This window comes from Kitasatospora sp. NPDC056273, from assembly GCF_042268845.1.
Taxonomy (GTDB): Bacteria; Actinomycetota; Actinomycetes; order Streptomycetales; family Streptomycetaceae; genus Kitasatospora.
In genome coordinates this window covers 14367-39639 of the sequence record NZ_JBHJSJ010000066.1, presented here as the reverse complement: position 1 = coordinate 39639, position 25273 = coordinate 14367, and the positions used below count along the sequence as shown (strand labels likewise).

General features: G+C 73.8%; 24 protein-coding genes. 4 read left to right on the top strand and 20 right to left on the bottom strand.

Translation table 11 applies throughout. From position 1 onward, the window contains the following. Nucleotides 1–44 precede the first annotated feature (44 nt). From smc to ACFCY1_RS36180, 4 genes are all read right to left on the bottom strand, one after another. Entirely contained in the window at nucleotides 45–3644 is a 3600-nt protein-coding gene (smc, locus tag ACFCY1_RS36195) for a chromosome segregation protein SMC (RefSeq protein ID WP_375877285.1), read from the bottom strand. Between the two features lie 155 nt (nucleotides 3645–3799). Continuing rightward, a complete protein-coding gene (locus ACFCY1_RS36190) occupies nucleotides 3800–4003 on the bottom strand; it encodes a hypothetical protein (RefSeq protein ID WP_045702518.1) in 204 nt (67 codons plus the stop codon). Between the two features lie 424 nt (nucleotides 4004–4427). Next, nucleotides 4428–4727 (bottom strand): acylphosphatase, encoded by a 300-nt coding sequence (locus ACFCY1_RS36185; RefSeq protein WP_049653395.1) that lies wholly within the window; start codon nucleotides 4725–4727, stop codon nucleotides 4428–4430. A gap of 137 nt (nucleotides 4728–4864) precedes the next feature. Further along, nucleotides 4865–6217, bottom strand: coding sequence for a hypothetical protein (locus tag ACFCY1_RS36180; RefSeq protein ID WP_074001512.1), 1353 nt, complete (start codon nucleotides 6215–6217; stop codon nucleotides 4865–4867). A 319-nt stretch (nucleotides 6218–6536) separates the two neighbouring features. Here ACFCY1_RS36180 and ACFCY1_RS36175 point away from each other — a divergent pair, with 319 nt between their 5' ends. Beyond that, nucleotides 6537–7457 carry a hypothetical protein gene (locus ACFCY1_RS36175; RefSeq protein ID WP_049653392.1) on the top strand — a complete coding sequence of 307 codons (921 nt, stop codon included), beginning with the start codon at nucleotides 6537–6539 and terminating at the stop codon, nucleotides 7455–7457. Nucleotides 7458–7463: 6 nt separating this feature from the next. Here the strand turns inward: ACFCY1_RS36175 and mutM are convergent, their stop codons facing one another. The 10 genes from mutM to ACFCY1_RS36125 all read right to left on the bottom strand — a co-directional run bounded on the left by mutM (nucleotide 7464) and on the right by ACFCY1_RS36125 (nucleotide 17467). Next, nucleotides 7464–8342 (bottom strand): bifunctional DNA-formamidopyrimidine glycosylase/DNA-(apurinic or apyrimidinic site) lyase, encoded by an 879-nt coding sequence (mutM, locus tag ACFCY1_RS36170; protein WP_049653390.1) that lies wholly within the window; start codon nucleotides 8340–8342, stop codon nucleotides 7464–7466. Nucleotides 8343–8396: 54 nt separating this feature from the next. Continuing rightward, on the bottom strand, nucleotides 8397–9188 hold the full coding sequence (gene rnc / locus ACFCY1_RS36165) for a ribonuclease III (RefSeq protein ID WP_049653387.1): 792 nt from the start codon (nucleotides 9186–9188) through the stop codon (nucleotides 8397–8399). Between the two features lie 20 nt (nucleotides 9189–9208). After that, nucleotides 9209–9382, bottom strand: a complete 174-nt coding sequence (gene rpmF / locus ACFCY1_RS36160; protein ID WP_030056747.1) for a 50S ribosomal protein L32 — start codon at nucleotides 9380–9382, stop codon at nucleotides 9209–9211. 2 nt (nucleotides 9383–9384) lie between these two features. Then, complete coding sequence (locus ACFCY1_RS36155; RefSeq protein ID WP_049653386.1) at nucleotides 9385–10029, bottom strand: DUF177 domain-containing protein; 645 nt, start codon at nucleotides 10027–10029, stop codon at nucleotides 9385–9387. Nucleotides 10030–10203: 174 nt separating this feature from the next. After that, a complete protein-coding gene (locus tag ACFCY1_RS36150; RefSeq protein ID WP_375877284.1) occupies nucleotides 10204–11430 on the bottom strand; it encodes a cell division initiation protein in 1227 nt (408 codons plus the stop codon). A gap of 187 nt (nucleotides 11431–11617) precedes the next feature. Beyond that, the gene (gene coaD / locus ACFCY1_RS36145) at nucleotides 11618–12109 is read right to left on the bottom strand and encodes a pantetheine-phosphate adenylyltransferase (protein ID WP_049653382.1); all 492 of its coding nucleotides are present in this window, start codon (nucleotides 12107–12109) and stop codon (nucleotides 11618–11620) included. 49 nt (nucleotides 12110–12158) lie between these two features. After that, complete coding sequence (gene rsmD / locus ACFCY1_RS36140; RefSeq protein ID WP_375877283.1) at nucleotides 12159–12743, bottom strand: 16S rRNA (guanine(966)-N(2))-methyltransferase RsmD; 585 nt, start codon at nucleotides 12741–12743, stop codon at nucleotides 12159–12161. 167 nt (nucleotides 12744–12910) lie between these two features. After that, nucleotides 12911–13444, bottom strand: coding sequence for a hypothetical protein (locus ACFCY1_RS36135; protein WP_049653379.1), 534 nt, complete (start codon nucleotides 13442–13444; stop codon nucleotides 12911–12913). Nucleotides 13445–13559: 115 nt separating this feature from the next. Next, complete coding sequence (recG, locus tag ACFCY1_RS36130; protein ID WP_074001511.1) at nucleotides 13560–15779, bottom strand: ATP-dependent DNA helicase RecG; 2220 nt, start codon at nucleotides 15777–15779, stop codon at nucleotides 13560–13562. A gap of 56 nt (nucleotides 15780–15835) precedes the next feature. After that, nucleotides 15836–17467 carry a DAK2 domain-containing protein gene (locus ACFCY1_RS36125; RefSeq protein ID WP_117489652.1) on the bottom strand — a complete coding sequence of 544 codons (1632 nt, stop codon included), beginning with the start codon at nucleotides 17465–17467 and terminating at the stop codon, nucleotides 15836–15838. 298 nt (nucleotides 17468–17765) lie between these two features. Between ACFCY1_RS36125 and rpmB the strand changes: the two genes are divergently transcribed. Then, entirely contained in the window at nucleotides 17766–17951 is a 186-nt protein-coding gene (gene rpmB, locus ACFCY1_RS36120) for a 50S ribosomal protein L28 (protein ID WP_014138233.1), read from the top strand. Between the two features lie 173 nt (nucleotides 17952–18124). On the opposite strand, the gene thiD is transcribed toward rpmB, so the two are convergent. The 3 genes from thiD to ACFCY1_RS36105 all read right to left on the bottom strand — a co-directional run bounded on the left by thiD (nucleotide 18125) and on the right by ACFCY1_RS36105 (nucleotide 21096). Next, a complete protein-coding gene (thiD, locus tag ACFCY1_RS36115) occupies nucleotides 18125–18922 on the bottom strand; it encodes a bifunctional hydroxymethylpyrimidine kinase/phosphomethylpyrimidine kinase (RefSeq protein ID WP_049656332.1) in 798 nt (265 codons plus the stop codon). Between the two features lie 23 nt (nucleotides 18923–18945). Then, a complete protein-coding gene (locus ACFCY1_RS36110) occupies nucleotides 18946–19971 on the bottom strand; it encodes an ATP-dependent 6-phosphofructokinase (protein ID WP_049656329.1) in 1026 nt (341 codons plus the stop codon). A gap of 159 nt (nucleotides 19972–20130) precedes the next feature. Beyond that, a complete protein-coding gene (locus ACFCY1_RS36105; RefSeq protein ID WP_049656327.1) occupies nucleotides 20131–21096 on the bottom strand; it encodes a thiamine-phosphate kinase in 966 nt (321 codons plus the stop codon). Between the two features lie 207 nt (nucleotides 21097–21303). Between ACFCY1_RS36105 and ACFCY1_RS36100 the strand changes: the two genes are divergently transcribed. Further along, nucleotides 21304–21537, top strand: a complete 234-nt coding sequence (locus ACFCY1_RS36100; protein ID WP_049656326.1) for an Lrp/AsnC family transcriptional regulator — start codon at nucleotides 21304–21306, stop codon at nucleotides 21535–21537. Nucleotides 21538–21620: 83 nt separating this feature from the next. Next, nucleotides 21621–22139, top strand: a complete 519-nt coding sequence (locus tag ACFCY1_RS36095; RefSeq protein WP_375877282.1) for a DUF3515 family protein — start codon at nucleotides 21621–21623, stop codon at nucleotides 22137–22139. Between the two features lie 66 nt (nucleotides 22140–22205). Here the strand turns inward: ACFCY1_RS36095 and ACFCY1_RS36090 are convergent, their stop codons facing one another. The 3 genes from ACFCY1_RS36090 to ACFCY1_RS36080 form a co-directional block, all read right to left on the bottom strand. Continuing rightward, entirely contained in the window at nucleotides 22206–23351 is a 1146-nt protein-coding gene (locus ACFCY1_RS36090; protein WP_375877281.1) for a D-alanine--D-alanine ligase family protein, read from the bottom strand. Between the two features lie 89 nt (nucleotides 23352–23440). Then, the gene (locus tag ACFCY1_RS36085; RefSeq protein ID WP_375877280.1) at nucleotides 23441–24442 is read right to left on the bottom strand and encodes an NAD(P)H-dependent glycerol-3-phosphate dehydrogenase; all 1002 of its coding nucleotides are present in this window, start codon (nucleotides 24440–24442) and stop codon (nucleotides 23441–23443) included. Then, nucleotides 24439–25269 carry a 1-acyl-sn-glycerol-3-phosphate acyltransferase gene (locus tag ACFCY1_RS36080; RefSeq protein ID WP_049656319.1) on the bottom strand — a complete coding sequence of 277 codons (831 nt, stop codon included), beginning with the start codon at nucleotides 25267–25269 and terminating at the stop codon, nucleotides 24439–24441. The genes ACFCY1_RS36085 and ACFCY1_RS36080 overlap by 4 nt, the downstream gene beginning before the upstream one ends. Between the last annotated feature and the right edge of the window lie 4 nt (nucleotides 25270–25273).

Genomic DNA, 25273 nt, shown 5'->3' with positions numbered 1-25273 from the left:
CGCTCCAGTATCCGCGACCGGAGCCCGGATGGACCGCAGCCGCCCTACACCGATGCGGTGCGTACGGCCCGCGGCCGGCGCTCCCGGTGCTCCTCGCGCAGCCGCTGGCTGATCACCTGCGAGATGCCGTCGCCCTTCATGGTCACGCCGTAGAGGGCGTCGGCCGACTCCATGGTGAGCTTCTGGTGGGTGATCACGATCAGCTGGGAGCTCTCCCGCAGCTCCTCCATGATCCCGATCAGCCGGCGCAGGTTGGTCTCGTCCAGCGCCGCCTCCACCTCGTCCATCACGTAGAACGGGCTGGGCCGGGCCTTGAAGATCGCGACCAGCAGCGCCACCGCGGTCAGCGAGCGCTCGCCGCCGGACAGCAGCGACAGCCGCTTGACCTTCTTGCCCGGCGGCCGGGCCTCGACCTCGACCCCGGTGGCGAGCATGTTCTCCGGGTCGGTCAGCACCAGCCGGCCCTCCCCGCCCGGGAAGAGCCGGGCGAAGACGCCCTCGAACTGGGCGGCGGTGTCGTGGTACGCCGAGGTGAACAGCTGCTCGACCCGCTGGTCCACCTCCCGGACGATGTCCAGCAGGTCGCGCCGGCTGCGCTTGAGGTCGTCCAGCTGCTCGCCGAGGAACCGGTGGCGCTCCTCCAGCGCGGCGAACTCCTCCAGCGCCAGCGGGTTGACCTTGCCGAGCTGCTGGTACGCCTTCTCGGCCGCCCGCAGCCGCTTCTCCTGCTCGGCCCGGACGTACGGGTACGGCTCGCCCGGTTCCGTCCCCTCCTCGGGCGTGGACGGCGGGACGGGCTGGTCCGGCCCGTACGAGGCGAGCAGCTCGCCGCCGTCGATGCCGAACTCCTCCAGCGCGCGGGCCTCCAGCTGCTCGATCCGCAGCCGCTTCTCGGCCCGCAGCACCTCGTCCCGGTGCCCGGCGTCGACCAGCTTGTCCAGCTCCTCCTTGAGCCCGCGGCCGTGCTCCCGGTGCTCGCGCAGCTCGTGCTCGCGCTCGGCCCGCGCCTGTTCGACGGCCGCCCGCCCGGCGTCCGCGCGGGCCAGCGACACCTCCAGGCAGGCCAGCAGCTGCCGGGCGCCCGCCGCGACGGCGTTCGCCACCGAGGCGTCGTGCTCGGCGCGCCGGCGGCGCTCGGCGGCCCGGGCGCGCGCCTCGCGCTCGGCGCGGGCGGCCCGGTCCAGCTGGTCGGCCCGGCCGGCCAGGGCGCGGACCCGCTCCTCGTGGGTGCGCACCGCGAGCCGGGCCTCCAGCTCGGCCTGCCGGGCGTCGCTCGCGGCCCCGGCCAGCCGCTGCTGTTCGGCGGCGTCCGGCTCGTCCTCCCCGGCCCGGGCCGACTCCTCGGCGGCGGCCAGGCGCCGCGCCAGCTCCTCGGCGCCGTCGAGCAGTTCGGCCACCCCCTGCTCGGCGCGGGCGGCGGCGTCCGACAGCCGACCGGCCTCGCCGGCGGCGGCGCGGGCCTGCCCGCCGAGCCGGCCGAGCGCCCCGGCGACCTGGGCCCGCTCCTTCTCCTCCTGCCGTCTCCGCTCGGCGAGTTGCTCCACCTCGGCGGCCGACTCCCGTCGCTGCTCGGCGAGTCGGGCCAGCCGCCCGGCCGATTCGGCGCAGCGGACGGCGAGTTCGCCGATCGCCCGGGCCGCCTCGTCCACCGCGGCCCGGGTCTCCAGCAGGCTCGGCGCGCCGCCGGAGCCGCCCTGGGCGAAGCCGGCGCCGAGCCGGTCACCGTCGGCGGTGACGGCGCACAGCGCGGGGTGCCCGGCGACCAGCCGCAGCGCCCGGTCCAGGTCCGCGACCACCGCCACCCCGGCCAGCAGCCGCCGGACCGCGCCGAGCAACTCGGCTGGGCCGTCGACCAGTTCGGCCGCCCAGCGGGCCCCGTCCGGCAGCTCCCCCGCCGGCTCGGCCGCCTCGGCGGAGCCGGCGGTACCGGCGATCAGCAGCGCGGCCCGGCCGGCGTCCTCGGCCCGCAGCAGCCGCAGGGCCCCGGCGGCGGTGGACGGCGAGTCGACGGCCACCGCGTCGGCCGCCGCACCGAGCGCGGCGGCGAGCGGCACCTCGTACCCCGGCTCGATCCGCAGCAGCGCGGCCGCCGGGCCGAGCAGCCCGCCCAGCCGCTCCCCCGCGTCCAGCAGCGCGCCGGTGCCGTCCTTGCGGCGCAGCCCGAGGGAGAGCGCCTCGTGCCGCGCGGTCAGCCCGGCCCGCTCGCGCTCGGCGGCGGCGGACGCCTCCCGGGCCGCGGCCAGCTCCCCTTCCACCGCGGCGAGGTGCTCGCGCGCCCGCCGGTACCGGGCCTCGGCCTGCTCGTCCTCCCCGGCCAGGCCGTCCACCTGCCGCTGGAGTTCGTCCAGCTCGCCCCGGGCGGCCTCGGCGCGCAGCAGCGCCTCGTCCCTGGCCTCGGCGAGCCGGCCGATCTCGGCCTGCGCGGCGGCGGCCCTGGACCGGGCGGCGGCGGCCTGGCCCTGCAGCCTGGCCAGGCCCTCCCGGCGGTCGGCGATGGCCCGGGCGGCGTCCCGCAGCCGGCGCTCCTCGGCGGCCAGCTCCCGCTCCAGTCCGTCCCTGCGCTCGACCGCCTCGGCCAGCGCGTACCGCGCCTCCTCCAGCGCCTCGGTCAGCGCGGCCTCCTCCTCGCGGACCCGCGCGGCCTCCCGTTCCGTGTCCTCCGGGTCGCGCCCGCGCCGCTCCTCGCCCCGGCCCCCGGCGACGGCGTGCCGGGCGCGGGCCTCGGCCAGCCCGACGGTGCCGCGGGTGCGCTCGGCGAGCGCGGAGAGCCGGTACCAGGTCTGCCGGGCGGTCTCCAGTCCGGGGCCGAGCTGCTCGACCTGCGCCTCCAGGACGCGTTCGCGCTGCACCGCCCGGGCCAGCTCCTGCTCGACGGTGGTGCGGCGCAGCCGCAGCGCCAGTTCGTCCGCGACCTCGGCCTCGACGGCCCGGCGGAGCGCGCACAGGTCGTCGGCGAGCAGCCGCAGCCGGGCGTCGCGCAGGTCGGCCTGGATGCCGGCGGCCCGGCGGGCGATCCGGGCCTGCCGGCCGAGCGGTCCGAGCTGGCGGCGCAGTTCGGCCACCAGGTCCTGGACCCGGTTGAGGTTGGCCTGCATCGCGTCCAGCTTCCGCAGCGCCTTCTCCTTGCGCTTGCGGTGCTTGAGGACGCCGGCCGCCTCCTCGATGAAGGCGCGCCGGCCCATCGGGTCGGCGTGCAGCACGGAGTCCAGCTGGCCCTGCCCGACGATGACGTGCATCTCGCGGCCGATGCCGGAGTCGGAGAGCAGCTCCTGGATGTCCAGCAGGCGGCAGGTCTCACCGTTGAGGGCGTACTCGCTGCCGCCGTTGCGGAACATGGTCCGGGTGATGGTCACCTCGGAGTAGTCGATCGGCAGGGCGCCGTCGGTGTTGTCGACGGTGAGGCTGACCTCGGCCCGGCCGAGCGGTGCGCGCCCGCTGGTCCCGGCGAAGATGACGTCCTCCATCTTGCCGCCGCGCAGCGACTTGGCGCCCTGCTCGCCCATCACCCAGGACAGCGCGTCGACCACGTTCGACTTGCCGGAGCCGTTCGGGCCGACGACGCAGGTGATGCCGGGCTCGAAGCGCAGGGTGGTGCTGGAGGCGAAGGACTTGAACCCGCGCAGCGTCAGACTCTTCAGGTGCACGCGGCCGGTCCCCTCTATCGCTCAGACGGGAACCGACTGTATCCGGAGCCCGGACACGACGAAGGGACGCCACATCAGGGCGTCCCTTGCAAGCTGCGTCCCTTTCGGGGCGGCTCGGTGCGCAACGGCGTCGATCTGCGAGGACCGGGCGGGACTCAGGTGAGAGCCGGCTCCCGCTGATCCAGATCGATGCTGTTGAGCAGCGAGTGCTCGTCAGCGACAGCGGTGAGAGCGTCGTTCTCAGCCTGCATCCGAAGGAGCTCCGCTTCAAGGTCCTGGACGCGCTGCTGAAGCCGTCGCATCTCGGAGAGCATTCGCGGGTCGGGGCCGCCGACGTACCCGAGAAGCGCCTTTGCCATGATGAATGGTCCTCCACGCTGAGTGACCGAACCGGAACGGTACAGGTCTAGGGGGAAGGGGGACGCACGCGCGGCGCGTCACCGGAAGTGCTGGCTGGGCACTGCGGCACAACCACCGTGAGCTGGGCTCACGGGGGCATGCGCCTACCGGGAGAACGCGGTCGTGTGCGCGGGCTTCCAGCGTCTCACCAAAGACGGAAAGGGTCAACACGATCACCGCACGCTACCGCGCCCCTGTCACCTGCCCGGCGGTGTCATCACGCCTGGGGGGCTTCGGGACGGGTCCACCGCGTGCTCGTGGATCATCGTTCGATGCGGAGTCAACCACGAGTCTGCCCGGATGGCAACCTCGTGACACCGCCGGTTCCGGATCTTTTCCCGGGAGCCCGCGCGGAGCACCGCCGGCGGCCCGGCCCGGCGCGGCTCAGCGGATCTCGAAACCCTCGTAGCCAGGGCCGACGGCCGTCCAGATCTCGGTGACCCCGCTGACGTTCCCCGGGGTCCCCGGGCCGCGCAGCCGGGCCAGCAGCTGCTCGCAGTCGGCCGCGAGTCCCTCGGCCACCACCTGCACCCGGCCGTCGCCGAGGTTGCTGGCGTAGCCGCTCAGTCCGATCTCCAGCGCCCGTGCCCTGGTCCACCAGCGGAACCCGACCTGCTGGACCTTCCCCCGGACCCAGGCGGTCACCCGGACCGGTTCCTCACTGTGGGCGTCGCGACCGTGCATGCCCCGACCCTAGCCGTCCGCGCTCCCGGTCACAGCTCGGCCCCGGTCCGCCTCCGCGGACGACGCCCCCGCGCGAACGGGAGCGGCCCCGCCGGAGAACCGGCGGGGCCGCGGAAGCGTGCGGTCGGTCGAGCGGGTTACCAGTCCCCGCCGCCGAAGTCGCCGCCGCCACCACCGAAGTCGCCACCGCCGCCGAACCCGCCGAAGTCGCCGCCGTTGAAGTCGCCGCCGGTGAAGTCACCGCCCTCGTGCTGGTCCTGGTAGCCGTGGCCACCGTCCATCATCGGCGCGGCCGCGTAGGCCGGGGAGCTCATCATCGAGCCGAGCATGGTGCCGACCAGCAGGCCCGGCAGCAGGCCGCCGCCACCGAAGCCGCCGAAGTAGCCGCCCGCCCAGGGCGCGTACGCCGGGCCGGCGTTCCAGTACGGCTGCGGGCCGTGCTCGGTGTCGACGGTGCGGATCGCCGGGTCGAGGCCGGCCGCGAGCCGGTCCGCGTCGGCCTGGCAGACCGGGACGGTGCGCGCGGCGCCGCCGGCCGGAGTCCAGTCGACGTCCTTGACGGACGGGCCGTGCCGCGGGTCCATGAAGCACGGGGGACGGCGCTCGGGCAGCGGCTTCTTCTCCCGCCGGGCGGCCAGGGTGGCCAGCGAGAAGCGGCCGTCCTCGATCGCCTCGGTGACCTGCTTGACGTCCTCGGGCTTCTTCGCCTCGTCCATCAGCCGCTTGGACTTCTCGTACGAGTCCAGGGCGTGGCTGTAGTCGGTGCGCTGGGCGTCGTCCGCGTCGGCCGCGGCCGGGCTGAAGTCGAGCCGCTCCAGCTCCACGCCGAAGGCGGTGATGTCCTCGTCCACCACCCGGCGCAGCTGCTCCAGCTCGGCCCGGGCCTGCGCCTCCTTGCGCTGCTTGGCGCGGCGGAACAGGAGGAAGACGCCGGCGCCGGCCAGCGCGACCAGCACCACCGGGATGACCACCCAGGCGATCGAGGTGCTGTGGTTGACCCCGGTGCCCTTGGTCTGCGGGGCGGCCTGGTCGACGAAGTCGTTCAGGGTGGCGTCGATGTCGCCGTTGTGGGAGCGGAAGGCCGCGCCGGAGATCCGCTCCGGGACGCCGGCGGCGAGCGCGCCGCGGTCGGCGCGGGCGGTGAACTGGTCACCGCGCCAGACCGCGTAGACGCCGTCGACGCCGACCGTGGTGCGGAGGTCCTTGAAGACCGTCGCCTTGGCGAAGGCCGGCGAGTCGGGGACGACCGCGACGAAGATCGGCTTGTCGGCCTTGTCGATCTTCTTGGTCAGGGCGTCGGCCTGGGCCTGGCTGAAGCGGCTGGTCATGGCCGGGTCGACGTAGACCTGGCCCTTCTTCAGGGCGGCGGTGGCGTCGCTCAGGCCGCCGGCCGCCGAGGCCGCGGGTGCCAGCAGGAGCAGCAGCCCGAGCAGCGCCGCCACCAGGGCTAGCGGCCCGGCGCCCCGGGAACGTCGTGCAAGGGTTCTCATGCCCCCGACGCTACCGTGACCGGCCCCTGAGCACGCCATACCCTTCGCATACTGGTACTGACAAGACTCCCCGCCGACCGCCGGGGCCGCCCCCTCCTCGGGGATGATGTTTCCCCCGGTCACCCCTGAGTCGGGGCCCGCGCGGGAACCGCGGGAGGCCGCCGAACGTACGTCCCGGCAGGCCCGGCCCCGCTCCGGGGCACTCCGGGGGGCGTGCCGACCGTACCGTGCGGGCGGGCATAGTGGTCCCGGACCACCGGTCCCATTGCCCTTTCTTTACCCAGACCGTTCTCGACCCACCTCCCGATCGGAGTTCTCGGTGATCATCGGCCTCGTCACCGCCGTGGCGGCATCCGCCTGCTACGGCACCGGCTCGGTCCTCCAGGCTGTCGGATCCCGCCGCTCCGCCCGGGAGGAGGCGGCCAAGGGCGCCACCAGCTCGACCACCGAGCACGGCGGCCCGAGCCTGTCCTCGACCGCGAAGGCCGCCGTCACCTGGGAGTTCATCCTCGGCACGGTGCTCGACCTGATCGGCTTCGGGCTCGGCGCGCTGGCCGCCCGGCTGCTGCCGCTGTTCCTCTCCCAGACCATCATCAGCGCCAACCTGGTGATCACCGCGGTGCTCAGCATCAAGCTGCTGGGCATCCGGCTCAAGCAGCTGGAGTGGGCCTCGATCGCCGTGCTCTGCTCGGCGCTGGTGCTGCTGGCCGTCTCGGCCGGGCCGGAGGGCGGCCACCACACCGCGATGGCCTTCCACTGGTGGCTGCTGATCGTCACCACCGTGCTGCTGGTCGGCGGCAGCCTGCTGGTGCGGCGGATGGGCGCCAACGGCGCGATCGTCGCCGGCCTGCTCTCCGGCCTCGGCTTCGGCGCCCTGGGCGTCGGGGTGCGCATCCTCAACGGCATCGAGCCGTTCGCGCTCGGCGAGCTGCTCTCCGACCCGGCGCTGTACGCGGTCCTGGTCGGCGGCATCGGCGGCATGTACATCCACACCGTGGCGCTCCAGATCGGCTCGGTGAACGGCGCGACCGCCGCGCTGGTGGTCGGCGAGACGGTGCTGCCCGGCGCGGTCGGCGTGCTCTGGCTCGGCGACTCCTCCAAGGCCGGCCTGGGCTGGCTCGGCGTGATCGGCTTCCTGCTGGCGGTGGTCGCCGCGGTCGGGGTCGCCTACTTCGGCCAGGACACCCACGGCACGCCCGGGGAACCGGCCGCCGACGAACCCGAACTCGCCCGGAAGTAGCCCGCCTCAGCCCTCGCTGCGGGCGCGCGGCACGCGCTGGCAGCGGGGGCAGAAGTAGCTGGAGCGGTTCATCCAGGCCGCCCGCCGGATCGGGGTGCCGCAGCGGCGGCAGGGCTCCTGCTCGCGGCCGTAGGCGTCGAGGTCCCGGGAGAAGTAGCCGCTCTCGCCGTTCACGTTGACGTAGAGGCTGTCGAAGCTGGTGCCGCCGACGGCGAGCGCCGCGCTCATCACGTCCCGGGCGTTGGCCAGCAGCAGCAGGGCCTGCGGGCGGGTGAGCGTCGCGGTCGGGCGGTCGTAGTGCAGCCTGGAGCGCCACAGCGCCTCGTCGGCGTAGATGTTGCCGACGCCGCTGATCAGGGTCTGGTCGAGCAGGGCGCGCTTGACGGTGGTCCGCTTGGCGCGCAGCGCGGCCACGAAGGCGGCGTCGTCGAAGCGCGCGTCGAGCGGGTCGCGGGCGATGTGCGCGATCGAGACCGGGGTGCCCTCCGGGTCCCCGTCCTCGGCCTCCTCGACCGCCAGGCCGCCGAAGGTCCGCTGGTCGACGAAGCGCAGTTCGCGCCCGCCGTCGGCGAAGCGCAGCCGGACCCGCAGGTGGGTCTCGTCGGGTACGGACGGGTCCTGGACGAGGAGTTGGCCGCTCATCCCGAGGTGGCCGATCAGCGAGAACCCCGCCCCGGTGCCGGCCAGCGGCACCCACAGGTACTTGCCGCGCCGCTGCGCGGTGCCGAGGGTGGTGCCGGTCAGCCGGGCGGTGAAGTCCGCCGCGCCGGCCGGCTGGCGGCGCACCGCGCGCGGGTGCAGCACCTGGACGTCGGCGACCGTCCGTCCGGCCACCCAGGTGGCCAGACCACGGCGGACGACCTCGACCTCGGGAAGTTCGGGCACGGCAACACGCCTCCTGCTCGGTACGGATCAGCAGGAGTGAAGGCTACTGCGGGATCACGCGCCGGCGGGCAGCCGGTCGGCGTACTTCTCCTTGATCGCGCGCCAGGCGCTCTCGGCGGCCTTCTGCTCGGCTTCCTTCTTCGAGCGGCCGACGCCGCTGCCGAAGTCCTCGCCGGCCACCCGGGCCGCCGCGGTGAAGGTCTTCTCGTGGTCCGGACCGGACTCCATGACCACGTACTCCGGCACTCCGATGCCCACCGAGGCGGTGAGCTCCTGGAGGCTGGTCTTCCAGTCCAGGCCGGCGCCGAGCTGAGAGGACTCCTCGATCAGCGGGTCGAACAGCCGGTGGACGAACTCGGTGGCCGCGTCCAGTCCCTGGTCCAGGTAGATGGCGCCGATCACGGCCTCGACGGTGTCGGCGAGGATCGACGACTTGTCGCGGCCGCCGGTACCCTCCTCGCCCTTGCCGAGGCGGATGAACGTGCCGAGCTCCAGGCCGCGGCCGACGTCCGCGAGCGCGCGGGAGTTGACCACCGCGGCGCGCAGCTTGGCGAGCGTGCCCTCCGGGACGTCCGGGTGGACGCGGTAGAGGGTGTCGGTCACCACGAGGCCCAGCACCGAGTCGCCGAGGAACTCCAGGCGCTCGTTGGTGGGCAGCCCACCGTTCTCGTACGCGTACGAGCGGTGGGTCAGGGCACGTACCAGAAGGGCGCGCTCGAGCGTGTACCCGAGGCGCCCTTCCAGAACGTCGTATTCGGTCGAAGCCGGCCCGCCGGCCTTGCCGCCGCCCGAAGAGGAACCCTTCGGGGCGATGGTCGCCTTGCGGGTGGAGTTACCGTCCGACATCGATCCGTACACCCCGCCGATCAGACCGAGAGGACCTGGCGACGGTTGTACGTGCCGCAGCTCGGGCACGCGATGTGGCCCAGCTTCGGCTCGTGGCAGCGGTCGCACGCCACGAGGGCCGGAACAACGGCCTTCCAGTTGGACCGACGGTGGCGCGTGTTGCTGCGCGACATCTTCCGCTTCGGAACAGCCACGGCTACTTCTCCTGGTTCTCGGCGAGACCCTCACGGGTGTCGCTGTTCTTAGATCCGTCACCCTCGTCGCCGGGGGCGGCGGAGAGTCCCTGCAGAGCCGCCCACCGGGGGTCGGCGGCATCGTGGTGGTGCGCCGGGTCGTCGCTCAGGCGCGCTCCGCATTCGGAGCACAGGCCCAGGCAGTCTTCCTGGCACACCGGCTGCAGCGGCAGTGCGAGCACCACCGCGTCACGCAGCACCGGCCGGAGGTCGAAGAAGTCGCCCTCCAGACGGTAAGTCTCTTCTTCCGAGTCCTCGTCGAGGTCCTCGGTCCCGGTGGTCCGGGCGCGGTGGCGCTCGTCGGACTCCGGGTAGTAGTACAGCTCCTGGAAGTCCACGTCGATGTCGAACTCGACGGGCTCCAGGCAGCGGACGCACTCGCCCTCGACGCCCGCCTCGGCCGTGCCGGTGACCAGCACGCCCTCGACCACGGACTCCAGGCGGAGGTCCAGCTCGATCGGGCTCTTCTCCGGCACGCCGATCACGTCGATGATCCCGAAGCCCTCGGGGGCCTCCAGGGTCCGGCTCACCTTGCGCATCGAGCCCGGGCGACGACCGAGCTCGTGCGTGTCGAACACGAGGGGGTCGCGGTGGTCGAGGCGGTTCACGGTGTCCTGACTTCCATGGGGGGTTCTTCGATTGCGTCTCCGTCCGGTCGGCGTTGCGCGGGCAAGCCGACAGCCGGACATGGAGAGGCCGGAGTGGTCAGACTACCGGAGTCTCCCGTCAGGCCCAACTTCGGTCCCGTCAGGAGACTCCCGCACCGTCGCGGCGGGGCCGGTTCAGCGGCCGCCGAGCTCCCGCAGCCTGGTCATGTCGATCATGCTGGTGTCGAAGAAGCTGGTCTCGTCCAGACCCTGGCCCTGGGCCTGCCCCTGCCCGTGGCCCTGCGCCTGCCCGTGACCCTGGGCCTGCCCGTGCCCCTGCTGCTGGTGCGGCACGGCCGGCGGGAGGGCGGGCTGCTGGGGGTAGGCGTAGTCGTCGTACGGCTGCGCGGCGTAGCCCGGCTGCTGCTGGGGATAGCCGTAGCCCTCCTGCCGCTGGTCCGGGTAGCCCTGCTGCTGGTAGCCGCCCTGCTGCTGGCCCCACTGGGTGTTGTACGGGTCCCCCTGGCCGGCCGGGTCGTAGCCGCCGCCGTACACCTCGGCGTACTGCCCGCCGGGCTGCTGGGCGGCCGCGTACTGGTCGGTGCCGGGGGCCTGCCAGCCGGCCGCGGCCGGGGTCTGCTCCGGCCAGGTCTGCTGCTGCGGGACGTCCTCGCGGTACCAGGCGATGTCCCCGCCGTCGGGGTCGTGGGCGAAGCCCGCGGCCACGGCCTCGGCGCGCTCCTTGGCCTCCTGGGCCTGGTCGGCGGCGGCCAGGTAGGCGCCCAGCTCGTCGATGGGCCGCTTGCCGAGCAGCTTGTCCCGGCCCTTGCCGACCGCCTCCAGGGTGGCGCCGAGCACGTTCTCCAGGGTGGCGAGCTTCACATCGACGTACTCGTCGACCTCGGGGCTCGGGCTGATCCGCTGCGGGCGGAACTCCTCGCCGTCGCTCTCGCCCTCGGGCTCGGCCTCGAAGACGCTGGAGTCGCCGCGCAGCTTGGTGCGGCCGCGGCCGACGGCGCCGAGCGTCTTGGTGAGCACGACCTCGAAGTTGGCGAGCTTGCTGTCCACGTAGTCGTCGGCCTCGGCCAGCTTGGCGTCGACCTCGGCACGCGCCTCGGCGAGGATCCGGTCGGCCTGCGCCTGGGCCTGGCGGACCACCTCGGTGTCCGAGATCAGCGAGCCGCGCTCGGCGTGCGCGCCCTGGATGATCAGGTCCGCCTCGGCCTGGGCGCCGGCCACCACCTGCTCGTGGTCGGCCATCACCGACTGGGCCTGGGCGAGTTCGGCGGGCAGGGCCGACCTGAGGTCGTTGAGCAGGCCGATCAGCTCGGCCCGGTTCACCACGCAGGAGGCCGACATCGGCATCGAGCGGGCGTTCTCGACCGCCGCCACGATCTCGTCGACCTTGTTCTGCACGTCCACGGGGCTTCGTCTTTCCGTGTGCCGCCGACGGTCCGGCGGAGGCAGGCCCGACGCGGTGAACCTCACCGCGGGGCAGGGATACAGACTGTACGGCCACTGCCCAGCGGGGTCACAACGCCTGAGCCGAACCGGTCTCCGGGCAAACGGACATGACGTGACGAACCGGCAGGAACCGACAGGCAGTGGACTACTGCGCCGCCTTGCGCTCCGCGATCCGCTCGACCAGCCGGCCGTGCACCGTCTCCGGCAGCAGGTGCGAGACGTCGCCCCCGTACGAGGCGACCTCCTTGACCAGCGTCGAGGAGAGGAAGCTGTACGTCGGCGAGGTCGGCACGAACAGCGTCTCCACCCCGGTCAGCCCGTGGTTCATCTGGGCCATCTGGAGCTCGTAGTCGAAGTCGCTGACCGCGCGCAGGCCCTTGATGATCGCGGGGATGCCGCGCTCCCGGCAGTAGTCCACCAGCAGGCCGTGGTGCGACTCGACCACCACGTTCCCGAAGCCGGCGGTGACCTCCTCGATCAGGCCGATCCGCTCCTCGACGGTGAACATGCCCTGCTTGTTCCGGTTGATCAGGACCGCGACATGCACCACGTCGTACAGCTTCGAGGCCCGCTCGATGATGTCGAGGTGGCCGTTGGTGATCGGGTCGAACGAACCGGGACAGACGGCTCGGCGCATGGCGTGTGTGCTCCCTCGTGGGGTGACGGCTGCTGCGGGCCGCGGCCCGCTACTCCTGCTCGCCGGCCGCGGCGGCGGCGCGACCGTACCAGAGCGTGCCCTCGCCGTAACGGCGGGAGCGCAGCTCCTCGAAACCCTCGGGCCAGGCGAACCCGCCGCCGCGGGTGCTGCGCTCCACGGTGACGAGCGTGTCCTCCGCGAGCCAGCCCCCGGCCAGGAGTGTGATCAGCATCTCGCGGACCTCCTCGTCGGTGACCGCGTACGGCGGGTCGAGGAAGACCAGGTCGTACGGGCTCTGCGGGGGCGGGCCGACGATCACCTTCTCCGCCTTGGCGGCCCGCACCTCGGCCCCCGGCAGGCCGATCGTCCGGACGTTCTCCCGGATCACCCGGGCCGCCTGGGCGTCCGCCTCGACCAGCAGGACGTGCTCGGCGCCGCGGGACAGCGCCTCCAGCCCGACCGCGCCCGATCCGCCGAACAGGTCCAGCATCCGGACCCCGTGCAGGGTGCCGCGCAGCGCCTCCAGGGTGGAGAACATCGCCTCACGGGCCTTGTCGGAGGTCGGGCGGGTGCCCCGGCCGGGCGGTACGGCCAGCCGGCGGCCGCCGGCCGCCCCGGCGATCACGCGGGTCATGGTGGTGGGAGGTCCTTTCGTCGCTGCCCGACCACGCTATCCCGATCACCGCACCGCGCTCACGCCGGACGGGCCCTGTGCCCGCGCCGGACGGGCGCGCGCCCACCCCGGACGGCCGCGGCCCGGCGGGGAATCCCCCACCGGGCCGCGGCCGCGCACTCGGGTGGTCAGCTCGCCTCGGAGCCCGCCGACTGGGCCGGGACGCTCGCGCCGAGCAGGGCCGGCGAGGCGTAGCGGGACCAGGACAGGCAGCCGTCGGGCGGGCAGAACTCGGGGCGGCGCGGGTCGTGCCCGAGCTCGCGCAGCTTGGTCCGGACGGAGTCGGGGGTGCGGCCGAAGCGGGCGGCGATCCGGGCGACGGTCTCGCCGTCGTGGAAGCGCCGGACCAGCTCCTCCTCGTGCTGCGGCACCCAGGGGGCGCCGTGGCCGGGGTACAGCTCGCGCAGCACGTCGCGGTCGGGGATGGGCTCGGAGACGTCGGCGACGATCGCCAGCGCCCGCAGCGCGCGGTTGAGCGCGATCCGCAGCGAGGCGACGTCCTCGACCGGCAGGCGGAGCTTGCCCGAGGCGAGCGGTGCGGCGGCCGCCCCCTCGCGCCAGCCGGTCAGGGTGAGGGTGACCTCGCGGTCGTCGTCGCTGGCGAGTTCGATCCGGAAGACCTTGTCGCCCAGCGGGAGCTCGTTGAGATGACGGAATGCCATGGCTTGACCCCCAAGTGTCGTGCCAGGAACGCACCTTGGGGGTGCGCCCTGAACACCTTCATTCTCTCCCGGGGGTCTGACAATTCCGGGGCCGCGCGGCCCGTCCGGAGGCGGCTCAGCCCTTCTCCATGTAGGCCGCGCGGTCCTCGTCGAGCAGGCTCTCCAGCGCGGTGCGCAGCTCCGGGTGGGCGGCCAGGTCCGGGTCCTCGGCGACCAGCCGGGTGGCCTCGGTGCGGGCGGTGAGGATGACCTCCTCGTCCTCCAGCACCGAGAGCACCTTGAGCGAGGACTTCACCCCGGACTGGGCCTGGCCCAGCACGTCGCCCTCGCGGCGCTGTTCGAGGTCGATCCGGGACAGCTCGAAGCCGTCCAGGGTGCCCGCCACCGCGTCCAGCCGGGCCCGCGCGGCGCTGCCCGCGGGCATCTCGCTGACCAGCAGGCACAGGCCCGGCGCGCTGCCGCGGCCGACCCGGCCGCGCAGCTGGTGCAGCTGGGAGACGCCGAAGCGGTCGGCGTCCATGATGACCATCGCGGTGGAGTTGGGGACGTTGACGCCGACCTCGATCACCGTGGTGGCGACCAGCACGTCCACCTCGCCGGCCGTGAAGCGGCGCATCACCTCGTCCTTGGCCTCCGGCGCGAGCCGGCCGTGCAGGATCTCCACCCGCAGACCGCTCAGCGGGCCCTTCGCCAGCTTCTCGGCCGTCTCCACCACCGAGAGCGGCGGCCGCCGTTCGTCGCTCTCCGCGCCCGCGTCGGCGACCTCCTCGAAGCCGTCCTCGGCGGCCTTGCGCTTCTTCCTCTTCGGGTCGGCCGCCGGCTCCTCGTCCCCGATCCGGGGGCAGACCACGTACGCCTGGTGGCCCTTGGCGACCTCCTCGCGGACCCGCTCCCAGGCCCGGGTGAGGAAGTTGGGCTTCTCCAGCGCCGGGACGACGTGGGTGGAGATCGGCGAGCGGCCGGCCGGCAGCTGGTCCAGGACGGAGGTCTCCAGGTCCCCGAAGACCGTCATCGCGACGGTGCGAGGGATCGGGGTGGCGGTCATCACCAGCAGGTGCGGCGGCTGCTCGCCCTTGGCCCGCAGCGCGTCCCGCTGCTCGACGCCGAAGCGGTGCTGCTCGTCCACCACGACCAGGCCGAGGTCCTGGAACTGCACCTTGTCCTCGATCAGCGCGTGGGTGCCGATGGCGATCCCGGCGTCCCCGCAGGCCATGTCGAGCAGCGCCTGGCGGCGGGCCGGGACGCCCATCGAGCCGGTCAGCAGCACCACCCGGGTGCCGAGGTCGGAGCCGCCGAGCATGCCGCCCTCGGCGAGGTCCCCCATCATCTCGACGACCGAGCGGTGGTGCTGCTGGGCGAGCACCTCGGTGGGCGCCAGCAGCACCGCCTGGCCGCCCGCGTCCACCACGGCGAGCATGGCGCGCAGCGCGACCAGGGTCTTGCCGGAGCCGACCTCGCCCTGGAGGAGGCGGTGCATCGGGTGGTCGGTGGCGAGGTCGGCGGCGATCTCGGCGGAGACCTTCCGCTGCCCCTCGGTGAGGGTGAACGGCAGCCGGGCGTCGAAGGCGTCCAGCAGGCCGCCCTCGCGGGCCGCGCGCGGCTTGGCGGGCAGGGCGGAGTCGGCGGCCCGGCGCTGCGCGAGGGCGACCTGGAGCACGAAGGCCTCGTCCCAGCGCAGCCGGCTCTGGGCGCGCTCGCGGTCGGCGTGGCCGCGCGGACGGTGGATCAGCTCCAGCGCCTCGGGCAGCGGGATCAGGTCGTGCCGCTCGCGCAGTTCGGCGGGCAGCGGCTCGCCGACGTCGCCGAGGTGCTTGGTGAGTGCCGTCTCGACGCAGATCGACAGCTTCCAGCTGGGCATCTGCGCGCTGGCGCCGTACACCGGGATGAGCCGGCCGGCGAACTGCCGCGCGGCGTCGGAGCCGGCGTCCTCGTCGAGCAGCTGATAGTCCGGCGAGACCAGCTGGCGGGTCCGGTTGAAGACCCCGACCTTGCCCGCGAACAGGCCCTGGGCGCCGGCCCTGAGCTCCTTCTGCCGCCAGCCCTGGTTGAAGAAGACCAGCGAGAGCCGGCTGCGGCCGTCGGTGACGACCACCTCCAGCCGGTCGCCCTTGCGGCCGCGGAACGGGATCAGGGTGACCTTCTCGATCCGGGCCAGCACCGTGACGTGCTCGTCGACCTCCAGCTCGTCCAGGCTGGTGAGCTGGCCGCGCTCGACGTAGCGGCGCGGGTAGTGGTGCAGCAGGTCCCCGACCGTGCGCAGCTTGAGGCTGTCGGCGAGCACCTTCGCGGTGCGGTCGCCGACGAGCTTGGTCAGTGGTTCATCGAGAGCGCCCATCAGCGCCTTGTTTACACCACCGGGCCGACAAACCGGGCCAAGGGCGGCCCCCGCCCCTACTCCACCCCGATGAGCAGCGGTGCCGGTTCCTGCCCGCCGTGGAAGACCACCGCGTCCACCTCGGGCCGGCGGTGCCGGACGTGGGCGACCAGCCGGTGGGCGAGCGCCTCGTCGGTGCCGCCGCCGAGGACCAGGGTGACGAGTTCGCCGCCGGCCCCGAGCATCCGGTCCAGCACGCTCTCGCCGACCTCGGCCAGCCCGGCGCCGATCACCGCGACGTCGCCGTCGATCAGCCCGAGCACGTCCCCGGCCTGGCAGACCCCCGCCATCGTCCAGGACTCCCCCTCGGCGACGGCCAGCTCCGCGTAGCGGGTGGCGCCGGCGGCGGAGGTCATGGCGACCACGTCCTCGTCGAAGCGGCGGCCGCCCTCGTGCACCGCGAGCGCGGCCAGCCCCTGCACCGGCGAGCGGGTGGGCAGGACGGCGATCCGCACCCCCTCCTCGCGCAGCTGGTCGGCGGCGGCCCCGGCGGCGGCGCGCAGCTCGGGGTCGTTGAGCAGCAGGACGACCTCGCGGGCGGCCGAGCGGCGCACCGCGTCGGCGAGCTCGGCGCTGGCCGGCGGGCGGTCCGGGTCGGCGTGCAGGACGACGGCTCCGGCCTGCTCGCAGAGCTCGGCCAGGCCCCCGCCGGAGACCACCGAGAGCACCGCGCGGGCCCGTTCCTCGCGTTCGCCGCGCTCGGCGGCGGTGCCGGAGCGGGCGGCGGCCTCGGCGAAGTGGGTGATCCGGATCTGGTGCGGGCGCCCGGCGCCGACCCCGGCCTCCACGGCGGCGCCCGCGTCGTCCACGTGGACGTGCACGTTCCACAGGCCGTCGCCGCCGCCGATCACCAGCGAGTCGCCGAGCCCGCCGAGCCGCTCGCGCAGCGCGGGCAGCGCCTCGTCGGGGGCGTCCAGCAGGTAGATGACCTCGAAGGCGGGGTGGCCGGGGCCGGGCGGCCGCAGGTGCGTCTCGCAGCTCTCCACGGCCCGGACGTCCCCGCGCAGCGCGACCGGCCCCATCGGCTGCTGCCCGGCGACGGCGTCGGCGAGCGCGCCGAGGACGGCCACCAGGCCGCGCCCGCCGGCGTCCACCACCCCGTTCTCGGCCAGGACGGCGAGCTGCTCGGGGGTGTGCCGCAGCGCGTCCCGGGCGGCCCGGTAGGCGGTGTCGGCGACCTGGGCGAGCCCGCCCCCGGCCCGGTGGGCCTCCCGGGCGGCGACCCGGGCGACGGTCAGCAGGGTGCCCTCGACGGGCTCCGCGACGGCCTGGTAGGCGGAGTCGGCGGCCCGCTGCAGGGCGGCCCGCAGCTGTTCGGCGCCGCCGCCCTCGGCGAGCGTCTCGGCGGTGCCGCGCAACCACTGGGCGAGGATCACCCCGGAGTTGCCCCGGGCGCCGACCAGCGCGCCGCGGGCCATCGCCCGGACCGTCTCGGCCAGCCCGGGCGCCGGGTCGGCGGCGGGGTCGGCGAAGCGGCTCTCCACCTCGGCGGCGGCGGACTCGACGGTCAGGTAGAGGTTGGTGCCGGTGTCGCCGTCCGGGACGGGGTAGACGTTGAGCGCGTCGATCTCCTCGCGGGCCTGGCCGAGCGCGCGCAGGGCGAGCTGGCACCAGGTGCGCACGGCCGGGGCGTCGAGCGTGTGCAGCACCAGGTCTCCTCCGGACGGGACGCCGCGGCGGCCCGGGGCGGTGACGCGGGCCGGGCGGCGGCAAGGGGTGATACCGGCAGGTTATCGGGGGGCGGGGAGGGCCGTCCGGTCCGGCGGGCAGGAGCGATCACTCGGCCGGTCATGGTAGTTTCGTGGGACGGAAGCAAGCGTTGTATGCTCTTCCGGTTGCCTGGAACCGTCCAGGCTCACCCCCTTGTCCGGTCTGGTTCACGCGAGTGTTCTGGTGGCTGAGTGGGGTTTTCGAAAGTATCTGATCTGAAGTCTTGGAGTGACTCCTGTGGCTGCCAACTGCGACGTCTGCGGCAAGGGGCCGGGCTTCGGCAACAGCATCTCCCACTCTCACCGCCGTACCCCCCGTCGTTGGAACCCCAACATTCAGACGGTGCGCGCTGTGATTGGGCGGACGCCGAAGCGGCTCAACGTCTGCACCTCGTGCATCAAGGCCGGTAAGGTCTCGCGCTGACGCGCAGACCGGCATGCCGGTCCTCCAGTGAGCCGGTTCATCCTCGGATGGGCCGGCTTCACTGTTTCCGTGGCCGGTTGCGCCGATTTCCGGACGTGACCGTGGTGGGCGGGCTCCTCTGAGGAGTCCGCCCACCGCTTTTTTCCGGACGTTCCGGACGTTCCGGGCCTTCGCTAGCGCCAGCGCCAGGCGTGGTCGACCGGGCCGATGCCGGCGCCCAGGGCGAAGCCCCCGGCGATCGCGCCGGTGATGTACTCCTTGGCCGAGGCCACCGCCAGCGGCAGCGGCTCGCCCTTGGCCAGGCCGGCCGCGATCGCGCTGGCCAGCGTGCAGCCGGTGCCGTGGGTGTGGCGGTTGTCGTAGCGCGGTGCCCGGAACCAGTGCACCTCGTCCGGTCCGCCGTACAGCAGGTCGGCGGCCTCGCCCGGCAGGTGGCCGCCCTTGACCAGCGCCCAGCGCGGCCCGAGGTCGACCAGCGCCTTGGCGGCGTCCAGCATCTGCGACTCGTCCTCGACGGCCAGCCCGGTGAGCTGGGTCACCTCGTGCAGGTTGGGGGTGGCCAGGGTGGCGACCGGCAGCAGCTTCTCGCGGACGGTGGCGACGGCCTCGGCGACCAGCAGCGCGTCCCCGTGCTTGGAGACCCCGACCGGGTCGACCACCACCGGGGCGTCCACCCCGGCCAGCAGCTCGGCGACGGTCTCGACGAGTTCGACCGAGGCGAGCATCCCGGTCTTCACGGCCTGCACCCCGATGTCGTCCACCACGCTGCGGAACTGCGCCCGGACGGCTTCGGCGGGCAGTTCCCAGTAGCCCTGGACGCCGAGCGAGTTCTGCGCGGTGACGGCGGTGATCACGCTCATGCCGTGGACGCCGAGGGCGAGCATCGCCTTGAGGTCGGCCTGGATGCCGGCGCCGCCGCCGGAGTCGGAGCCGGCGACGGTGAGCACGCGGGGGGGAGCAGTCGAAGCCATGGCCCCAACCTACCCGCGCCGTTTCACAGCACCGCTTCGGACTCCGCCCAGCGGTCCTCCGGCACCGTCTTCAGCCGGGTCACCGCGTCGCCGATCGGCAGCAGTTCGATGCCGGTCCGGCGCAGCGCGGTGAAGTGCCCGAACGCCCCCTGGTGGACGGCCTCCACCGCGTGCCAGCCGAACCGGGTGGCGAGCACCCGGTCCCGGGCGGTCGGGGTGCCGCCGCGCTGGACGTGGCCGAGGATGACGGGGCGGGCCTCCTTGCCGAGCAGGTCCTCCAGCTCGTGGGCGAGCCGGTTGCCGATCCCGCCGAAGGTCCGGTGGCCGTACTGGTCGACCTCGCCGTGGTCGAAGCGCATGGTGCCGGGCACCGGGGAGGCGCCCTCGGCGACGGCGATGATGGCGAACTTCTTGCCGCGCGCGAAGCGGTCCTCGATTATCCGGGCCACCGCCTCGATGTCGAAGGGCTTCTCCGGGATCAGGATGCCGTGCGCGCCGCCCGCCATGCCCGCGGTGAGGGTGATCCAGCCGGTGTGCCGTCCCATCAACTCGACCACCATGACGCGCTGGTGGGACTCGGCGGTGGTCTTCAGCCGGTCGATCGCCTCGGTCGCGACGTGCACGGCGGTGTCGAAGCCGAAGGTCACGTCGGTGGCGTCGATGTCGTTGTCGATGGTCTTCGGCACCCCGACCACGGGCAGTCCGGCGTCGCTGAACAGCTTGGCGGCGGTCAGCGTCCCCTCGCCGCCGATCGCGATCAGCGCGTCGATGCCGATCTCCCGGGCGAGCGTCCTGGCGTTCTCCACCGCCCAGGCGATCCGGTCCCGCCGCACCCGGGCCGAGCCCAGGATGGTGCCGCCGAGGGTGAGCAGGCCGGTGACGTCGTCGTGCGTGACGGTCCTGGTGCGGCCCTCGATCAGTCCGAGGAAGCCGTCCAGGATGCCGACGATCTCGTCCCCGTGGACGTCGGTGCCCCGGTGCACCACCGAGCGGATCACCGCGTTGAGGCCGGGGCAGTCGCCGCCGCTGGTCAGTACACCGATGCGCATCTGTGGTGTGCTCCCGCTCGCAGTGGTTCGGGCCGCCCGCGCCGGACGGGCGGGCCGGGGTGTCGCAAGCCTACGCACAACGCACCCGCGAAGCCCGTCCCCCGCGCACCGGAGCGTCACGCGCCGCCCGCCGTACGGGGATCGGCGCGCGGCCGCGCGCTACTCGGCGAAGTGGTCCCAGCCGCCGACCCGGTCCCAGGGCGCGCCGTCGACCGTCACCCGGCCGCTGCGGCTGCCCGTCGGGCGGCCGGTCACCTCGCCCACCACCCGCCAGCGGGCCGGGAGTTGGATCCCGCGCGGGAAGGTGGCCACGATCGCGTGGTCCTCGCCGCCGGAGAGCACCCAGACCAGCGGGTCCACCCCGACCGCCTGGCCGATGTCGGCCATCTGCGCCGGGACGTCGAAGTCGGCGGCCTTGAGGTCGATGTCCACCTCGCTGGCCCGGGCGACGTGGCCGAGGTCGGCGACCAGCCCGTCGCTCACGTCGACCATCGAGGTCGCGCCCAGGTCGGCCGCCGCCGGGCCCGCGTGGTACGGCGGTTCGGGCCGGCGGTGCGCCTCGACGAAGGCGCGCGGGGAGCGGAAGCCGCGCTGGAGCACGGTCAGGCCGGCGGCCGACCAGCCGAGCCAGCCGGTCACCGCGACCACGTCGCCGACCTGCGCGCCGGAGCGCGTCACCGGCGCCCGCCCCTGGAGGTCCCCGAGCGCCGTGATGGCCAGCGTTACGGTGTCGCCGCGCACCACGTCGCCGCCGACCACCGTCGCCCCGGCCACCTGGCACTCGTCGCGCAGCCCGTCCATCAACTCGGTGGCCCAGGTGGTCGGCAGGTCCGCGGGGGCGACCAGGCCGAGCAGGATGGCGGTCGGCACCGCCCCCATCGCGGCCACGTCGGCGAGGTTCTGGGCGGCGGCCTTGCGGCCCACGTCGTAGGCAGTGGACCAGTCCCGGCGGAAGTGCCGGTTCTCGATCAGGACGTCCGTGGTCGCCACCACCCGGCCGTCCGGAGCCCGTACCACCGCGGCGTCGTCACCCGGGCCGAGGTCGACGGCATCGGTGAGCGGTACCCGGGCGGTCAGCTCCCTGATGAGGCCGAACTCGCCGAGCTCGCCCACGGTCCCCTGCATCTGCCGTCCTCTCGCGTTTCCATCCGATTCGGTCCCCGTCGCGCTCCCCCGCGCGCAGCGTACGCCCTTCGGGAGCATCGAGGTCTCCCCTCCCCGGCCCGCAGCGCGGTAGCGTGGTGATCAGACTGCCGGTGAGCCCACCCACCCACACACCTGACCGGGCGATCACGGCGGCTATCCCCCCTAACCGGCCGCCGGGAGGTCCCCGTGGTACAGGCATACATCCTGATCCAGACCGAGGTTGGCAAGGCCACCGCCGTGGCCCGGACCATCGCCGGGGTCCCCGGCGTCCTGAGCGCCGAGGACGTCACCGGCCCCTACGACGTGATCGTCAAGGCCGAGGCCGAGACGGTGGACGAGCTGGGCCGCATGGTGGTGGCCCAGGTCCAGAAGGTCGACGGCATCACCCGCACGCTCACCTGTCCCGTGGTGCACCTGTAGGCCGGTGCACCCGTGAGCCGGTGTGCCCGTGAGCCGGCGCACCGGCCCGTACCGGCCGTCCGGGCCCCGGCTACCATCGGCGGGTGGCCAGAGAACTACGCGTCCCCGAGGCGCTGACCGCCCTGCCGGCCCCGGTCCGCTGGCTGGCCCTGCCCGTCGCCCTGACCTGCGCCGTCGTCGCGCTGGTCGGCAGCTGGGGCCCGGCCGATCCGGCGGTCGAGGTCCCGCAGCCGACCGGCCGGGCGGCCGGGTACTGCCGGGCGCTCGCCGCCGCGCTGCCCGCCGACCTGCTCGGCCACGCCCGCCGGGACCCGTCGCCCGCCTCGCCGTACGTGGCCGGCTGGGGCGACTCGCCCCGGACGGTGCTGCGCTGCGGCATCGACCGGCCGGAGGAGCTGGACGGCGACCACGCCTCGGACTGGTCCCCGAGCGTCGACGACGTCACCTGGTGGTCGCAGAAGCTCGCCGACGGCGGCTACCGCTTCGTGACGACCATGCGCGCCGCCTACGTCGAGGTGACCGTCCCGGCCGGGGCCGCGAAGAACCCCTTCGACCCGGCGGCCGCCCTGAGCGGCGCGGTCAAGGCCAACGTCCCGGGCTGAGCCGAACGGGTCCCCGACGCACCGAGGGCGGGCCGGGAAGCTCCCGGCCCGCCCTCCGCACGTTCGCTAGCGAAGCCCGGTCGAGCGCCGCAGCGCCGTCGCGAGCAGCCGGTCGATCAGCTCCGGGTACGAGACCCCGCTGGCCTCCCACATCTTCGGGAAGGCCGAGATCGGGGTGAAGCCGGGCATGGTGTTGATCTCGTTGATCATCCAGGTGCCGTCCTCCAGCAGGAAGAAGTCCACCCGGGCCAGGCCCTCGCAGCCGAGCGCCTCGAAGGCCTCGACCGCCTGGCGCTGGATCTCGGCGAGCTCCGCGGCGGTGAGGTCCGCCGGGATCTTCACGTCCGAGGAGTCGATGTACTTGGCCTCGAAGTCGTAGAAGTCGAAGCCCTCGCCGACCAGGATCTCGCCGGCCACGCTGGCCCGCGGGCCGTCCTCGAACTCCAGCACGCCGCACTCGATCTCGCGGCCGGTCACGCCCGCCTCGATGATCAGCTTGGGGTCGTGCCGGCGGGCCTCCTCGATCGCCGCGTCGAGGTCGGCCAGGTCCTTCACCTTGGTGATGCCGATGCTGGAGCCGGCCCGGCAGGGCTTCACGAACAGCGGCAGGCCCAGCTCGGCGGCCCGCTCGCGCACCGCCGCGCGGCCCGCCTCGGTCTCCCAGTCGCGCGGCCGCACGATGGTGTAGCGGCCGACGTCCAGACCGTGCGAGGCGAGGATCCGCTTGGCGAACTCCTTGTCCATGCCGGCCGCGCTGGCCAGCACGCCGTTGCCGACGTACGGGACGCCGGAGAGCTCCAGCAGGCCCTGGAGCGTGCCGTCCTCGCCCCACGGGCCGTGCAGCAGCGGGAAGACCACGTCGACCTCGCCGAGGGCCTTGGGGGCGCTGCCCGGCTCGGTCAGGACCACCTCGCGGTCGCCCGGGGCGACCGGCAGCGCGACCTGGCCGTCGACGCCCTCGGCGACGTGCGCCACGTCCGGCAGCTTCCCGTCGGTGATGGCCATCCGGGCCGGCTCGTCGCTGGTCAGCGCCCAGCGGCCCTCGTGCGTGATGCCGATCGGCAGCACGTCGTACTTGTCGCGGTCGATCGCCCTGAGCACACTGCCCGCGGTGGAGACCGAGATCGCGTGCTCGGAGCTGCGCCCGCCGAAGACCAGCGCGACGCGCGGCTTCCGGTCGGACCGGTTCGGGGAGGACTGTTCGATGCTCATATCGGGTTTGAGACTACCGTGCGAGGCCCTTCCGGGAAGTCAGCGGCGCCGCACCCTCGGCGCCGCCGCTCCGGTCAGCGCCGCTCGGGTCAGCGCCGCTCCGGCTTGGCCGAACGCGACATCAGCGCCCGCAGCGCCTCCTGGGTCGGCCGCCCGTTGTGCACCACGTCCACCACGGCCTCGACGATCGGCATGTCGACCCCGTTGCGCCGGGCCAGGTCCAGCACCGACTCGCAGGACTTGACGCCCTCGGCGGTCTGCCGGGTGGCCGCGCGGGCCTCCTCCAGCGTCATGCCCCGGCCCAGGTTCATGCCGAAGGTGTTGTTGCGGGACAGCGGCGAGGAACAGGTGGCCACCAGGTCGCCCATCCCGGCGAGCCCCGCGAAGGTGTGCGGGTCCGCGCCCAGCACCTCGCCGAGCCGGGTGGTCTCGGCCAGCCCGCGGGTGATCAGCGTCGCCTTGGTGTTGTCGCCCAGCCCCATGCCGGCCGCCATGCCGACCGCCAGGCCGATCACGTTCTTGACCGCGCCGCCGAGTTCGCAGCCCACCACGTCGGTGTTGGTGTACGGCCGGAAGTACGGCGTGTGGCAGGCCGCCTGGAGCCGCTTGGCGACCGCCTCGTCGGAGCAGGCGACCACGCTGGCCGCGGGCTGCCGGTTGGCGATCTCCTTGGCCAGGTTGGGCCCGCTGACCACCGCGACGCGCTCCTGACCGACCCCGGTGACCTCGTCGATCACCTCGCTCATCCGCTTGGCGGTGCCGAGTTCGATGCCCTTCATCAGGCTCACCAGCACGGTCTGCGGCTCGATCAGCGGCGTCCAGGCGGCCAGGTTGTCGCGCAGCGTCTGCGAGGGCACCACGAGCACCGCGAAGTCGGCGCCGGCCAGCGCCTCGGCGGCGTCGGTGGTGGCCCGGACGGTGTCGGGCAGCCGGACGCCCGGCAGGTAGTCCGGGTTCTCGTGGGTGGAGTTGACGGCGTCCACCAGCTCCTGGCGGCGGGCCCAGAGCACGACCTCACAGCCCGCGTCGGCGAGCACCATCGCGAACGCGGTGCCCCAGGAGCCGGTTCCCATCACGGCGCAACGGGTCACTTGCCGGCCTCCTCGGTGCCCTTGCCCGGCTCGCCCTTGGCGCGCCGGCGCTCGGCCAGCGCTGCCGCGGCGCGCTCCCGGGCGGCCTTGCGCATGTCGTAGCGCTCGGCCGGCGGCTCCTCGCCCCGGACTTCGGCCAGCACGGCGGTGATCGCCGTCATGATGTCCTCGGTCGCGTCGGCGAGCACCTGGGCGGTGAGCTCCTGCCCCTGGTACCGGCTCAGGTCCACCGGCGGCCCGGCCGCGACGGTGACCCGGTGCCGCGGGAACAGGTTGAACCGGCCCTTCCCGAAACCGGGCCGGCCGTACGGCGGGATGATCTCGTGGGCGCCCCAGTGCGCGACCGGGATGACCGGCGCACCGGTCATCAGCGCGACCCGGGCGACCCCGCTCTTGCCGGTCATCGGCCACAGGTCGGGGTCCCGGGTGAGCGTTCCCTCCGGGTAGAACTGCACGCACTGGCCGCCGTTGACCGCGTCGATCGCGGCCCGGAACGCCTGCGCGGCGTCGGTGGACTCGCGGAACACCGGGATCTGGCCGGTCTTGCGCAGCATGAACCCGATGAAGGGGACGGAGAACAGCGAGGACTTGCCAAGAATGCGCGGCGGACGCCCGCTGTTGTACTGCCAGTGCGCGTAGATCACCGGGTCGATGATCGAGTTGTGGTTCACCGCGGCGATGAAGCCGCCGTTCCTCGGAACGTGCTCCCAGCCCCGCCAGTCGGGCTTCACCAGGGCGGTCGTCACCGGCTTCACCAGCACGGCCGCGAAGCGGTACCAGATGCCGTAGTCGGCGTTGCCGAACTTGGCGTACGAGCGGCGGGCCACCCCA